We start from the raw sequence: 13,489 nt of genomic DNA on the forward strand, positions 1-13,489 counted from the left end.
CCTCCCGCACACAGAGGGGGGTGGGGGGTGACCAGGCGGACGTCAGCTCAGGGTCTTCAGCGAGGCAGCGTCGTACGGCGCCAGCTCGCCGAACCGCCCCGCCAGCACCTTCGCCGCCCACTCCGGGTCCTGGAGCAGCGCACGGCCGACGGCGACGAAGTCGAACTCCTCCGCCTCCAGACGGTCCAGGAGGTCGTCGATGCCCTTGAGTCCGGAGCCCTGCCCGGCGAACGCGCCGAGGAACTCGCCGTCCAGGCCGACCGAGCCGACGGTGATGGTGGGCCTGCCGGTCAGCTTCTTCGTCCAGCCGGCGAGGTTGAGGTCGGAGCCGTCGAACTCGGGGACCCAGTAGCGGCGGGTGGAGGCGTGGAAGGCGTCGACGCCGGCCGCGGCGAGCGGGGCCAGGACGGCCTCCAGCTCCTCGGGGGTCTCGGCGAGACGGGCGTCGTAGGCCTCCTGCTTCCACTGCGAGTAGCGGAAGATCACCGGGAAGTCGGGCGAGACCTTCTCGCGCACGGCGGCCACGATCTCCGCGCCGAACCTGGTACGGGCGACCGGGTCACCGCCGTACGCGTCCGTGCGGCGGTTGGTGCCCGACCACAGGAACTGGTCGACCAGGTAGCCGTGGGCGCCGTGGATCTCGACACCGTCGAACCCGATGCGCTCGGCGTCCGCGGCGGCCTCGGCGAAGGCGCCGATCACGTCGTCCAGGTCGCGCTGGGTCATCGCCCGGCCGGTGGCCTCGTCGGCACCGATCCGCAGCCCGGAAGGACCGACGGCCGGGGCGTCGGCGAACGGCGGCTGGCCCTGCTTGCGCACCATGCCGATGTGCCACAGCTGCGGCACGATCGTCCCGCCCGCCGCGTGCACGGCGTCGGCGACCTTCGCCCACCCGGCCAGCTGCTCCTCCCCGTGGAACCGCGGCACCCGGTCGCTCTGCCCGGCGGAGTCATGACCGACGTACGTCCCCTCGGTGACGATCAGACCGACGCCCGCGGCGGCGCGACGGGAGTAGTACGACAGCACGTCCTCACCGGGGACGCCGCCCGGCGAGAACATCCGGGTCATCGGCGCCATCACGATGCGGTTCGGGACGGTGAGGCCGTTGATCACGGTCGGCCGGGAGAGGATCTGGGCCGCGCGGGAGGCGGTGGGCTGGGTGACGGTCACGTGGGGGGCTCCTTGGAAGCGAGTCGGTAAAACCGGTCAGTATGTGCACGCGCATTGTTGCACCACCTTAAGCAACCGGTCGCACGAGGCCGCACATTCCCGAGGAAGGGGTTCCCTTGGTTGCTCGCGCAGTTCCCCGCGCCCCTGGACGTACGCCCGCTGCACGTCCCTCAAGGGGCGCGGGGAACTGCGCGACCGGCCCCCACCGGCCCGCACCCGCCGAACGCACCGAGGGCGGTACCCCCTGTCGCGAATGTCGCAACAGGAAGTACCGCCCTCGGTAAGGACGTTGATCAACCGGAGCCGAAGCCCCTGGGAGATCAGAAGTCCATGTCACCGCCCGGCATACCGCCACCGGCAGGCGCGGCGGCCTTCTCCGGCTTGTCGGCGATGACGGCCTCGGTGGTGAGGAACAGCGCGGCGATCGACGCGGCGTTCTGGAGCGCGGAACGCGTCACCTTCGCCGGGTCGATGATGCCCTCGGCGATCATGTCGACGTACTCGCCGGTCGCGGCGTTGAGGCCGTGGCCGACCGTGAGGTTGCGCACCTTCTCGACGACGACGCCACCCTCGAGACCACCGTTGACGGCGATCTGCTTGAGCGGGGCCTCCAGCGCGAGCTTCACGGCGTTGGCGCCGGTCGCCTCGTCACCTTCGAGCTCCAGCTTCTCGAACACCTGGGAAGCCTGGAGCAGAGCCACGCCACCACCGGCGACGATGCCCTCCTCGACGGCCGCCTTGGCGTTGCGCACGGCGTCCTCGATGCGGTGCTTGCGCTCCTTGAGCTCGACCTCGGTCGCGGCACCGGCCTTGATGACGGCGACGCCACCGGCGAGCTTCGCCAGGCGCTCCTGGAGCTTCTCGCGGTCGTAGTCCGAGTCGCTGTTCTCGATCTCGGCGCGGATCTGGTTGACCCGGCCCGCGACCTGCTCGGAGGAGCCGGCACCGTCGACGATGGTGGTCTCGTCCTTGGTGATGACGACCTTGCGGGCCTTGCCCAGGAGGTCCAGGGAGGTGTTCTCGAGCTTGAGACCGACCTCCTCGGAGATGACCTCGCCACCGGTGAGGATGGCGATGTCGTTCAGCATCGCCTTGCGGCGGTCACCGAAGCCCGGGGCCTTGACGGCGACGGACTTGAAGGTGCCGCGGATCTTGTTGACGACCAGGGTCGACAGGGCCTCGCCCTCGACGTCCTCGGCGATGATCAGCAGCGGCTTGCCCGACTGCATGACCTTCTCCAGGAGCGGGAGCAGGTCCTTGACGGAGCCGATCTTGGAGTTGGCGATCAGGATGTACGGGTCGTCGAGCGACGCCTCCATACGCTCCATGTCGGTGGCGAAGTACGCCGAGATGTAGCCCTTGTCGAAGCGCATACCCTCGGTGAGCTCCAGCTCCAGACCGAAGGTCTGGGACTCCTCGACGGTGATGACGCCTTCCTTGCCGACCTTGTCCATCGCCTCGGCGATGAGCTCGCCGATCTGCGTGTCGGCGGCGGAGATGGAGGCCGTGGAAGCGATCTGCTCCTTGGTCTCGACGTCCTTCGCCTGCTCCAGCAGGGCGGCGGAGACGGCCTCGACGGCACGCTCGATGCCGCGCTTGAGGGCCATCGGGTTGGCGCCGGCGGCTACGTTGCGCAGGCCTTCCTTGACGAGGGCCTGGGCGAGAACGGTCGCCGTGGTCGTACCGTCACCGGCGACGTCGTCCGTCTTCTTGGCGACTTCCTTGACCAGCTCGGCGCCGATCTTCTCGTACGGGTCCTCGAGCTCGATCTCCTTGGCGATGGAGACACCATCGTTGGTGATCGTGGGGGCGCCCCACTTCTTCTCGAGGACGACGTTGCGGCCCTTGGGGCCGAGCGTCACCTTCACGGCGTCCGCGAGCTGGTTCATGCCGCGCTCGAGGCCGCGCCGCGCCTCCTCGTCGAACGCGATGATCTTGGCCATGTGAAGTGGTCCCTCCAGGACTGGGGGTGATTCCTTCGGACCGCGCCCGCGCCCGCGACGGACGGCTCGCCTGCCTCGTGGTTCCTTGCCCCACCCGGCCTGCGGGCCTCACCGACCCGGTCCTTCTTTGTCACTCTCACCTTCAGAGTGCTAACGCAATGATTAGCACTCGGGGTAGGCGAGTGCAAGCGGCTCTCGGGGATCGGGCGAGGCGCTCCGCCGCGCGCGAACAGGGGGAGAACGGGGTCCGGACGCCACGAAGGGCATGGTGAACGGCACGACGAAGGACCCGCACCCCGAGGAGGTGCGGGCCCTTCGAAGAAGAACGTCGCTGCTTTAAGTCGACGCGTGCTTCAGCCGGCCGCCAGCCGGACCATGTCCGCCTGCGGCCCCTTCTGACCCTGCGAGATCTCGAAATCGACCCGCTGGCCCTCTTCCAGGGTGCGGTACCCGTCCATCTGGATCGCGCTGTAGTGGACGAAAACATCCGCACCACCGTCGACCGCGATGAAGCCGTACCCCTTCTCCGCGTTGAACCACTTGACGGTGCCCTGAGCCATGCCTAACTCCCCTATTACTGGCCCTTGCACAGATCCACACTTCGCGGATCCGGGTCAGACCTCACCCCCCATCGGTCGGGGGCGTGCGCCGGAACGCGTCGACCGCGGCTGAATGTATCTGCCCAACTGCCGTCTGCAACAGGTCAATCGGACGAGAAATCCGGGCACGACCGGTCGGGAATGTGGGGACAATTCCGCTGACTTCAGGTCAAGTCGGGCCCGGCAAACGGAACAAAAGCCGCATAAAACCCGCACACTTTGGCTACTTCTTGTCGGGCTTGCGGCAGAAATCAAAGCCGGCCGACTCGGAGATCGGCGGCACGTTCCCCAACTGTACCTCGCTCAACCACACAGAATTGCCCCCTCCGCTTCTCTCACGGAGGGGGCAATTCGGTGAACTCTTAGTGACCGGAGTTACCGACGGTAATGATCGGTCATTCGGTCAGCCTCCGGCGACGGCCGGAATGATGGAGACACCGGCACCGTCCGGGGTCGCGGTCTCCAGCCCCTGCTCGAAACGCACGTCGTCGTCATTGACGTAGACATTGACGAACCGGCGCAGCTTCCCCTGGTCGTCCAGCACGCGGGCGGCGATCCCGGTGTGGTTCTTCTCCAGGTCGGCGATGATCTCGCCCAGATTGCCGCCCTCGGCGGCGACCTCGGCCTGGCCGCCGGTGTAGGTGCGCAGGATGGTGGGGATGCGAACGGTCACGCTCATGCGAGGCCAGCCTCTCGGAAGGAGTCCAGGTTCGGGCGGATGGTGGCGGTCAGACCGGTGCCGGCCACCGCGTCGAGGGTCTTCAGACCGTCGCCGGTGTTGAGGACGACGGTGGTCCTGGTGGGGTCGAGGAGGCCATTCTCGATGAGCTTCTTCGTGACGCCCACCGTGACGCCGCCCGCCGTCTCGGCGAAGATGCCCTCGGTCCTGGCGAGGAGCTTGATCGCGTCCACGACCTGCTCGTCGGTGACGTCCTCCACGGAACCACCCGTGCGCCGCGCGATATCGAGGACGTACGGACCGTCGGCCGGGTTGCCGATCGCGAGGGACTTGGCGATGGTGTTCGGCTTCTGCGGGCGGACCACGTCGTGGCCCGCCTTGAAGGCCGTGGACACCGGCGAGCAGCCCTCGGCCTGCGCACCGAAGATCTTGTACGGCTTGTCCTCGACGAGCCCGAGCTTGATCAGCTCCTGGAGCCCCTTGTCGATCTTGGTGAGCTGGGAGCCGGACGCGATCGGGACGACCAGCTGGTCGGGGAGCTGCCAGCCGAGCTGCTCGCAGATCTCGTACGCCAACGTCTTGGAGCCCTCGGCGTAGTAGGGCCGCAGGTTGACGTTGACGAAGCCCCAGCCCTCGCCGGCCGGGTCGCCGATCAGCTCGGAGCAGAATCGGTTCACGTCGTCGTAGTTGCCCTCGATGCCGACGAGCTCGCCGCCGTAGATCGCGGCCATGACGACCTTGCCCTGCTCCAGGTCGTGCGGGATGAACACGCAGGAGCGGAAGCCGGCCCGGGCGGCGGCGGCGCCGACGGCGCCGGCCAGGTTGCCGGTCGAGGAGCAGGACAGGGTGGTGAAGCCGAAGGCGCGCGCGGCCTCCAGGGCCTGGGCGACGACGCGGTCCTTGAAGGAGTGCGTCGGGTTGCCGGAGTCGTCCTTGACGAACAGCTTGCCGACGTCGACGCCGAGCTCGTTCGCCAGGTGGTCGGCCTGGACGAGCTTGGTCCAGCCGGGGTTGATGTTCGGCTTCGTGGCCACGTCCGCCGGGACGGGCAGGAGCGGCGCGTAGCGCCAGATGTTCGCGGGACCCGCCTCGATCCGCTTGCGGAGCTCCTCGGTGTCGTAGGCCGAGAAGTCGTACGCGATCTCCAGCGGGCCGAAACACTCCTCGCACGCGAAGACCGGGCCCAGAGACACCCGGTGGCCGCACTCGCGGCACGACAGCGCGGCGGCGGGACCGAGGTCTACGGTGGAGTCGGTGGTGCTTGCAACAGTCTGCACAGCCATGTGAGGCGAGGCCCTTTCTCCTCATCTTCCTCACGACGCATCTCGCCGTGAGACGGATTTGGCACCTTCCCTAGCCGGGAGCCTCGCGGAGACGATCAGCGGTATCGATCGGCAATGACGATCGACGCTGGTCTACGAGACCGGCTGGAGGGTTGCCGGGGCTTCATCGGGCCGTATCCCTCTGCCCCTCTGGATGAGCGGTATTCGGTTGTGGACGACGGACGGCCTCGGACATGCGATGGTCATCCGCGTTGTTCAAGACTGTAACCGAACGCCAGGACAGTTGAGAGAGCCGTCCGTAACGCGAGACAACCGTGAGGAGCCGCCGACCGTGCTGGAAGAAGTCGAGCGCTGGCTGAGCAGCCGCTCCTGGTCCGTTGCCGACCGCCCCCTGCACCACATCCTGGCCGCAAAGCAGCGCACCGGCCAGTCGGTGTCCGTCGTGCTGCCCGCGCTCAACGAGGAGGAGACGGTCGGCGACATCGTCGCGATCATCACCCATGACCTGATGCGGCAGGTTCCGCTGGTCGACGAGATCGTCGTGGTCGACTCCGGCTCCACCGACCGCACCTCCCAGGTGGCCGCCGCGGCCGGCGCGCGGGTGGTGCACCGGGACGAGATCCTGCCGCGCGTCCCGGCCGTGCCCGGCAAGGGCGAGGTGCTCTGGCGCTCCCTGCTCGTCACGAGCGGGGACATCGTCTGCTTCATCGACGCCGACCTGAAGGACTTCTCCTCCGACTTCGTCTCCGGCATCGTCGGCCCGCTGCTCACCGACCCCGGAGTGGACCTGGTCAAGGCGATGTACGACCGCCCGCTCGGCACCGCGGCCGGACAGGGCGGCCGGGTGACCGAGCTGATGGCCCGCCCGCTGCTGAACATGCACTGGCCGCAGCTGGCCGGGTTCGTCCAGCCGCTCGGCGGCGAGTACGCGGCGCGCAGGTCACTGCTCGAACAGCTCCCCTTCCCGGTCGGGTACGGCGTCGAGCTGGGCATGCTGGTCGACGCCCTGCATCTGGTGGGCCTGGACGCGCTGGCCCAGGTGGACGTGGGTGTGCGCAGACACCGCCACCAGGACGGCCAGGCGCTCGGCCGGATGTCCGCCGCGATCTACCGCACGGCACAACTGAGGCTGGCCCGCGGCCATCTCGTGCGGCCCTCCCTCACCCAGTTCGAACGGGGCGAGGACGGTTTCGAGCCGCGTACGTACTCCGTCGACACGGAGGAACGGCCGCCGATGGTGGAGATCGCCGAGTATGCGACGCGGAAGGTCGCGTAAACGACGGAAACCGGCCGTATACAGGGCGTACAAGTGCCGCCCACTGAGCGGAACCGTACGTTTGAGCGTTTCCGGGCCGGGCTAGGTTGAGGCTTATGGCTTCCACGCAGGGTGCTCCGGGCGCGCAGGACGCTGCCAAGGTGCTGGTCGCGTCGAACCGCGGCCCGGTCTCGTACGAGGTACGCGAAGACGGCTCGCTGCACTCCAAGAGGGGCGGCGGCGGAGTCGTCTCCGGACTGTCCGCCATCGGGCCGGACGCGGGCGCCCTCTGGGTGTGCTCGGCGCTGTCCGACGGGGACCGGGAGGCGGTGCGGCGCGGGGTCGGCGAGGACGGCGTGCTGATGCTGGACGTCCCGGCCGACGTGCACGCGGACGCGTACAACGGCATCGCGAACTCGGTCCTCTGGTTCGTCCACCACATGCTGTATCAGACGCCGCTGGAGCCGGTCTTCGACGCGGAGTTCCGGCGGCAATGGGCGTCGTACGAGACGTTCAACCGCGCCTTCGCTCAGGCGCTGGCCGGGCGGGCGGCGCCGGGGGCCGCGGTTCTGGTGCAGGACTACCACCTCACACTCGTGCCGGGGATGCTCCGCGAACTGCGCCCGGACCTGCGGATCGGCCACTTCTCGCACACGCCGTGGGCCCCGCCGGAGTACTTCCGGATGCTGCCCGACGACATCGCCGGGCAGGTGCTGCGCGGCATGCTCGGCGCGGACCGGCTCGGGTTCCTCACCCGCCGCTGGGCGGACGCGTTCGAGGCGTGCTGCGCGCAGTTCGCCGGCGGGCTCGCCGGGACGCGCATCGGGGTGCACGGCCTGGGCGCGGACGCGGACTTCCTGCGGACGCGCTCGCGTCAGGCCGATGTGGCCGAGCGGATGGCGGCGCTGAAGGACGAGATCGGCGAGGGCCGCAGGACGATCGTCCGGGTCGACCGGACCGAGCTGTCCAAGAACATCGTGCGCGGCATGCTGGCGTACCGGCAGCTGCTCGACGACCACCCCGAGTGGCGCGAGCGGGTGGTGCACGTGGCGTTCGCGTACCCCTCGCGGCAGGACCTCGCGGTGTACCGCGACTACACGGCCGAGGTCCAGCGCCTGGCGGACGACATCAACTCCCGCTATGGAACGCCGGGTTGGACGCCGATCGTGCTCCACGTGAAGGACGACTTCGCCCGCTCGCTGGCGGCCTACCGGCTGGCGGACGTGGCCCTGGTCAACCCCATCCGGGACGGCATGAACCTCGTCGCGAAGGAGGTCCCGGTCGTCTCCGACGAGGGGTGCGCGCTGGTGCTGTCACGGGAGGCGGGGGCCTTCGAGGAACTCGGCGAGGACGCCTACGTCGTCAACCCGTACGACGTGATCGGCACCGCCCGAGCGCTGCACCAGGCGTTGACCATGCGGCCGGAGGAACGGGCGGAGCGGTCGAAGCGGCTGGCGGCGGCAGCGACCGCGCTGCCGCCCGCGCAGTGGTTCCTGGACCAGTTGCGTGCGCTGGAGGAGGGCGCGCAAGGGGCGCAGGGTCAGCCCGGCCCCTCGGCCTGAGCGGCGAGCGCCCGCAGCAGCCGTACGACTCCCGCCGGGCCGTCGACCACGACGTCCGCCTGCTTCGACAGCTCGGTGACCTCCTCGCTGCCGCTGCACACCAGCAGGCCGGGGGTGCCGTCGGCGCGGAGCCGGTCGACGGCGGCGTAGGCGGGCAGGTCGCCGAGGTCGTCGCCGGCGTAGAGGACGGACTCGGCGCCGAGTTCGCGGACGTACGCGCTCAGGGCGACGCCCTTGTCCATGCCGGGCGGTCGCAGTTCCAGGACCATCCGGCCGGGTTCGACGATCAGGCCGTTGCGGGTGGCCAGGTCCGTGAGGGGTTCGCGCAGGGCGTCGAAGGTGCCTTGCGGGTCGGCCGCGCGGCGCGTATGCACGGCGACGGCGTGACCCTTGTCCTCGGTCCAGGTGCCGTGGCCGTCGAGCAGCGCGGGCAGTTCGGCCCGGACGGCGGCCACGCCCGGGTGGGGGTCGGGTGCGGTGACCTCGCCGCTCACGGCGTCCCACCGCTCGGCGCCGTAGTGGCCGAGCACGACGAGGTGCTCCAGCCCGGGGACCCCGGCGAAGCCGCCGTACCGCACGGCGACGTCGGCCGGCCGGCCGGTGATCACCGCGACGGCGGCGACCTTCGGGGCGAGGGCCGTGAGGGCGGGCAGGGCGTCGGGGTGGGCCCGCGCCTGCTCCGGGTCGGACACGATCGGGGCGAGGGTGCCGTCGAAGTCCAGCGCGATCAGCGCGCGGGCGGGGCGGGCGAGGAGGGCGGCGAGTCCGTCCCGGCCGGCGTGGGTCGTGGGGGCGGTCAGATCCTGGTGACTGGCCATGGGGCGACCCTATCCAGCGGCGGGCGAATGAACCTCCCGGCCCGGGGGCTTTTCCCCGCCCCCGCAGCGGGACTGGATTCTCAGCCCGTCCGGCGTTCGAGGACGAGGCCCCTTCAGGGCCGAAGCGGGGGTCTGGGGGCGGCAGCCCCCAGAAGGATGGGACGGGTAGGGGCGGCGGGGGCGAGGAACATCCCGGCCCGTACCCCCGTCACCGCTCCCCCCGCCGAACCTCCCGCACCCGTCGCAGCCGGTTCACCGTCACCGGATCATGGGCCAGCGCCCGCGGGTCGTCCAGCAGGGCGTTCAGCAGCTGGTAGTAGCGGACCGGGGCCAGCCCCAGCTCCTCACGTATCGCCCGCTCCTTCGCACCGGGCCCCGAAAAACCCCGGCGCTCCAGCGCGAGAACCGCACGCTCGCGGTCGGCGAGGGCGCCCTCGGGCGGATGATCCTGGTGCTGGTCCATGCCCCGCACCGTAACCCTCACCACCGACAACCGACCCAGGCGACCGACTCCACTCCCGCGACCGACTACTCCGCGCTCTCCGCCCGCGTAGCCGTCGACTGGAGCTGCTGCAAGATCGCCGCCGGACTCCCGCCGGAGGACACGGCCTTGCCGATCCGCTGCTTGACGTCCGCGCTCACCGCCGCCCAGGACGTCCGGCCGACCGGGTACAGCTCGGACAGCGCAAGCTCCTCCAGGAACGGCTTGAGGTCCGCGTCCTGCGAGGCCGCCGTCATCACCCTGGACGCGGAGTTCGTGACCGGCAGCAGGTCGTACTCACGGGAGAAGTCCAGGACGTTCTCCTTGTCGTAGACGAAGTCGAGGAACTCGCCCACCTGGTCGGCGTGGCCGTTCTCCTTGAACGCCATCATCCAGTCCGCCACACCCATGGAGACCTTGCTCGGCCCGTCCGCCCCGGGCATCGGCACCATGCCGAACTTCACGCCCTTCTTCCCGGCCATCTGCATCAGCGACGGATGCCCGTTGAGCATGCCGACATCCCCCGCCGCGAAGGCCGAGAACGCGTCGGCCCGGTTCAGCTCGCCCGGCGCCACCGGCCCGGTGAGACCCTTGCCGACCAGGTCGTTCTTCAGCCAGTTGAAGGTGTCGACGTTCTGCGCGGAGTCGATGCTGTACGTCCCGAGGTCGGTGTCGGTGTACCCGCCCCCACCGCTCAGCAGCCACTGCATCGTCTCGGCCTGCGCCTCCTCGGGCCCGAGCGGCAGCGCGTACGGGTACTTCACCCCCTCCGCCTTGAGCGCCTCGGCGTCGGCGGCCAGCTCCTTCCAGGTGGTCGGCGCCGAGATGCCGGCCTTCTCGAAGAGCGTCTTGTTGTAAAAGAGCAGGCGCGTGGAGGAGGCGAAGGGTATGCCGTACTGCACCCCGTTCACCTGCCCCGCGTCCGCGAACTGGGCGACGAAGTCCGCCTGGACGGGGATGGAGATCAGTTCGTCGGCCTCGTAGAGCAGACCCTTCGCGGCGTAGTCCGCGTACGCGCCGATCTGCGCCATGTCCGGCGCCTCCCCGGCGTCGACCATCTTCTTGACCTCGGCGTCGACGTCCTTCCAGGAGTACACGGTGACGTCGACCGTCACCCCCGGGTGCTCGGCCTCGTACGCCTTGACCAGCTTGTCCCAGTACTTCTGGGAGCTGTTCGCGTCGCTGTCCCCGTAGTCCGCGGCGACCAGCCGCAGCGTCACATCGCCCGAGTCGCCGGTCAGCCCGCAGCCGCCCAGCGCCGCCGTCAGGCCCAGCGCGGACACCGACGCGATCGCTCCCGTACGCCTACGACTGCGAATACGACTACGACTCCGCCGCTGCACGCGATCCCGCCCCACACCCATGCTCGAAATTTTCGAAACGTCATACATATTGCCCCCTAAGGTCTACACCACGTAAGTGGACTAGACCTCTCGTGGGTGCGCAAGACACACTGTCCCCCGTGAGACATGTCATCGCCCTCGATGTGGGCGGCACCGGGATGAAGGCCGCCCTGGCCGGGGCGAGCGGCGAGCTGCTCCACCAGGCCCGCCGCCCGACCGGCCGCGAGCGCGGGCCGGACGCGGTCGTCGACGCCATCCTCGACTTCGCCGCCGAGCTACGCGCGTACGGCGAAGAGCGCTTCGGCGAGCCCGCGGCCGCCGCCGGCGTCGCCGTCCCCGGCATCGTCGACGAGGAGCAGGGCGTCGCCGCCTACGCGGCCAACCTCGGCTGGCGGGACGTACCCCTGCGCCGGCTCATGGCCGACCGGCTCGGCGGTCTGCCCGTCGCCCTCGGCCACGACGTGCGCACCGGCGGTCTCGCCGAGGGCCGGATCGGCGCGGGCCGGGGCACCGACCGCTTCCTCTTCGTGCCGCTCGGCACGGGGATCGCCGGCGCCATCGGCATCGACGGCCGCGTGGAGGCGGGTGCGCACGGCTTCGCGGGCGAGATCGGCCACATCGTCGTACGGCCCGGCGGTGCGCCCTGCCCGTGCGGACAGCGCGGCTGCCTGGAGCGGTTCGCCTCCGCGGCGGCGGTGAGCGAGGCGTGGGCCGCCGCCTGCGGGGACCCGGAGGCGGACGCCGCGGACTGCGCCAAGGCCGTCGCGTCCGGCGACCCGAACGCCGTACGGATCTGGCAGGACGCCGTCGACGCGCTCGCCGACGGCCTGGTCACCGCTCTCACCCTGCTGGACCCCCGCACCCTCATCATCGGTGGCGGCCTGGCCGAGGCGGGGGAAACCTTGTTCACACCGCTGCGGGATGCCGTCCGGCGGCGGGTGACCTTCCAGCGGCTGCCGTCCATCGTCCCCGCGGCCCTCGGCGACACGGCGGGATGCCTGGGCGCCGGGCTCCTGGCCTGGGATCTCCTCGACCACACCGACCGTACGGAGGTAACCCGCTGATGGTGAACGCCCTAGGGGCGCGGGGAACTGCGCGACAAGCCACGAACGACCCGCAGCCCGCATCCGGCCATGCGCCCTTCGTCCTGTCCGGCGCCACCGCGGTCATGCCCACCGGTTCCGTAAAGGACGCCCGAGTGGTCGTCGACGGCACCCGAATCGCCGCCACAGCCCCGGAGAACGCCCAGGTCATCGACCTCCGCGGCCACTTCGTGGTGCCCGGCTTCGTGGACATCCACAACCACGGCGGTGGTGGAGCCTCCTTCACCTCGGGCACCCCCGAGGACGTACTGACCGGCATCCACACCCACCGCCTGCACGGCACCACCACCCTCGTCGCCTCCACCGTCACCGGCGACATGGACTTCCTCACCCGCCGCGCGGGCCTGCTCAGCGAACTCGCCGAACAGGGCGACATCGCGGGCATCCACTTCGAGGGACCGTTCATCTCCCCGTGCCGCAAGGGCGCGCACTCCGAGGCGCTGCTGCGCGACCCGGCTCCGGCGGACGTCCGCAAGCTGGTCGACGCGGCTCGCGGTCACGCCACGATGGTCACCCTCGCCACCGAACTGCCCGGCGGCATCGACTCCGTACGCCTGCTGGCCGAGCACGGTGTGATCGCGGCGATCGGGCACACGGACGCCACGTACGAGCAGACGGTCGAGGCCATCGAGGCGGGCGCCACGGTCGCCACCCACCTCTTCAACGCGATGCCGCCGCTCGGCCACCGCGAGCCGGGCCCGATCGCGGCGCTGCTGGAGGACGAGCGGGTCACGGTCGAGCTGATCAACGACGGAACGCACCTCCACCCGGCCTCCCTCCAGCTGGCGTTCCATCACGCGGGCGCGCACCGGGTCGCGTTCATCACGGACGCGATGGACGCGGCCGGCTTCGGCGACGGCCGCTACATGCTCGGCCCGCTGGAGGTGGAGGTGTCCGACGGAGTGGCCCGTCTGGTCGAGGGCGGCTCGATCGCGGGCTCCACCCTCACCCTGGACCGCGCCTTCAAGCGCGCGGTGACGGTCGACCGGCTGCCCGTCGAGGACGCGGTGGCGGCCCTGTCCGCCAACCCCGCGAAGCTGCTCGGCCGCTACGACCGCATCGGCTCGCTGGAGCCCGGCAAGGACGCCGACCTGCTGGTACTGGACTCCGACTTCGACCTGAAGGGCGTCATGCGCCGGGGAGAATGGGTGGTCGATCCCCAACTGGGGTGATGTGTCCGCCTGTTGAGGGCGGTGGTTGTCCTGCGAGACTGGGACGACCGCCGTCCGTTTGGCATGATCGGCATCTGCCGG

12 protein-coding genes and 1 riboswitch are annotated in these 13,489 nt (G+C 70.1%); of the genes, 4 read left to right on the plus strand and 8 right to left on the minus strand.

All coding sequences use genetic code 11. From position 1 onward, the window contains the following. Positions 1 to 42: 42 nt before the first annotated feature. The 5 genes from ACIQWG_RS34755 to thrC all read right to left on the minus strand — a co-directional run bounded on the left by ACIQWG_RS34755 (position 43) and on the right by thrC (position 5,674). Positions 43 to 1,170, minus strand: a complete 1,128-nt coding sequence (locus tag ACIQWG_RS34755) for an NADH:flavin oxidoreductase (protein ID WP_404103053.1) — start codon at positions 1,168 to 1,170, stop codon at positions 43 to 45. 320 nt (positions 1,171 to 1,490) lie between these two features. Beyond that, the gene (gene groL, locus ACIQWG_RS34760; RefSeq protein WP_369271854.1) at positions 1,491 to 3,113 is read right to left on the minus strand and encodes a chaperonin GroEL; all 1,623 of its coding nucleotides are present in this window, start codon (positions 3,111 to 3,113) and stop codon (positions 1,491 to 1,493) included. 353 nt (positions 3,114 to 3,466) lie between these two features. Beyond that, positions 3,467 to 3,673 carry a cold-shock protein gene (locus tag ACIQWG_RS34765; protein WP_016436693.1) on the minus strand — a complete coding sequence of 69 codons (207 nt, stop codon included), beginning with the start codon at positions 3,671 to 3,673 and terminating at the stop codon, positions 3,467 to 3,469. 442 nt (positions 3,674 to 4,115) lie between these two features. Continuing rightward, entirely contained in the window at positions 4,116 to 4,391 is a 276-nt protein-coding gene (locus ACIQWG_RS34770) for a MoaD/ThiS family protein (RefSeq protein WP_404103058.1), read from the minus strand. Beyond that, positions 4,388 to 5,674: a threonine synthase gene (gene thrC / locus ACIQWG_RS34775; RefSeq protein WP_404103061.1), complete on the minus strand. Its 1,287-nt coding sequence runs from the start codon at positions 5,672 to 5,674 to the stop codon at positions 4,388 to 4,390. The genes ACIQWG_RS34770 and thrC overlap by 4 nt, the downstream gene beginning before the upstream one ends. Before the next feature lie 18 nt (positions 5,675 to 5,692). Then, positions 5,693 to 5,874, minus strand: a riboswitch (SAM riboswitch). Positions 5,875 to 6,005: 131 nt separating this feature from the next. Here thrC and ACIQWG_RS34780 point away from each other — a divergent pair. Both ACIQWG_RS34780 and ACIQWG_RS34785 read left to right on the plus strand, forming a co-directional pair. Then, the gene (locus tag ACIQWG_RS34780) at positions 6,006 to 6,950 is read left to right on the plus strand and encodes a glucosyl-3-phosphoglycerate synthase (protein ID WP_404103064.1); all 945 of its coding nucleotides are present in this window, start codon (positions 6,006 to 6,008) and stop codon (positions 6,948 to 6,950) included. A gap of 95 nt (positions 6,951 to 7,045) precedes the next feature. Beyond that, the gene (locus ACIQWG_RS34785; RefSeq protein WP_404103066.1) at positions 7,046 to 8,491 is read left to right on the plus strand and encodes a trehalose-6-phosphate synthase; all 1,446 of its coding nucleotides are present in this window, start codon (positions 7,046 to 7,048) and stop codon (positions 8,489 to 8,491) included. Here the strand turns inward: ACIQWG_RS34785 and otsB are convergent. The 3 genes from otsB to ACIQWG_RS34800 all read right to left on the minus strand — a co-directional run bounded on the left by otsB (position 8,470) and on the right by ACIQWG_RS34800 (position 11,073). Then, the gene (gene otsB / locus ACIQWG_RS34790) at positions 8,470 to 9,309 is read right to left on the minus strand and encodes a trehalose-phosphatase (protein ID WP_404103069.1); all 840 of its coding nucleotides are present in this window, start codon (positions 9,307 to 9,309) and stop codon (positions 8,470 to 8,472) included. The genes ACIQWG_RS34785 and otsB overlap by 22 nt on opposite strands. Before the next feature lie 208 nt (positions 9,310 to 9,517). Next, positions 9,518 to 9,772 (minus strand): DUF3263 domain-containing protein, encoded by a 255-nt coding sequence (locus tag ACIQWG_RS34795; RefSeq protein ID WP_404103071.1) that lies wholly within the window; start codon positions 9,770 to 9,772, stop codon positions 9,518 to 9,520. A gap of 65 nt (positions 9,773 to 9,837) precedes the next feature. After that, positions 9,838 to 11,073: an ABC transporter substrate-binding protein gene (locus ACIQWG_RS34800; protein ID WP_404103073.1), complete on the minus strand. Its 1,236-nt coding sequence runs from the start codon at positions 11,071 to 11,073 to the stop codon at positions 9,838 to 9,840. A gap of 179 nt (positions 11,074 to 11,252) precedes the next feature. Between ACIQWG_RS34800 and ACIQWG_RS34805 the strand changes: the two genes are divergently transcribed. Next, complete coding sequence (locus tag ACIQWG_RS34805) at positions 11,253 to 12,197, plus strand: ROK family protein (RefSeq protein ID WP_404103076.1); 945 nt, start codon at positions 11,253 to 11,255, stop codon at positions 12,195 to 12,197. 104 nt (positions 12,198 to 12,301) lie between these two features. Then, the gene (nagA, locus tag ACIQWG_RS34810; protein WP_404103079.1) at positions 12,302 to 13,408 is read left to right on the plus strand and encodes an N-acetylglucosamine-6-phosphate deacetylase; all 1,107 of its coding nucleotides are present in this window, start codon (positions 12,302 to 12,304) and stop codon (positions 13,406 to 13,408) included. Positions 13,409 to 13,489: the final 81 nt, after the last annotated feature.

The sequence above is a fragment of the Streptomyces sp. NPDC098781 genome (assembly GCF_044759995.1).
Classification (GTDB): Bacteria; Actinomycetota; Actinomycetes; order Streptomycetales; family Streptomycetaceae; genus Streptomyces.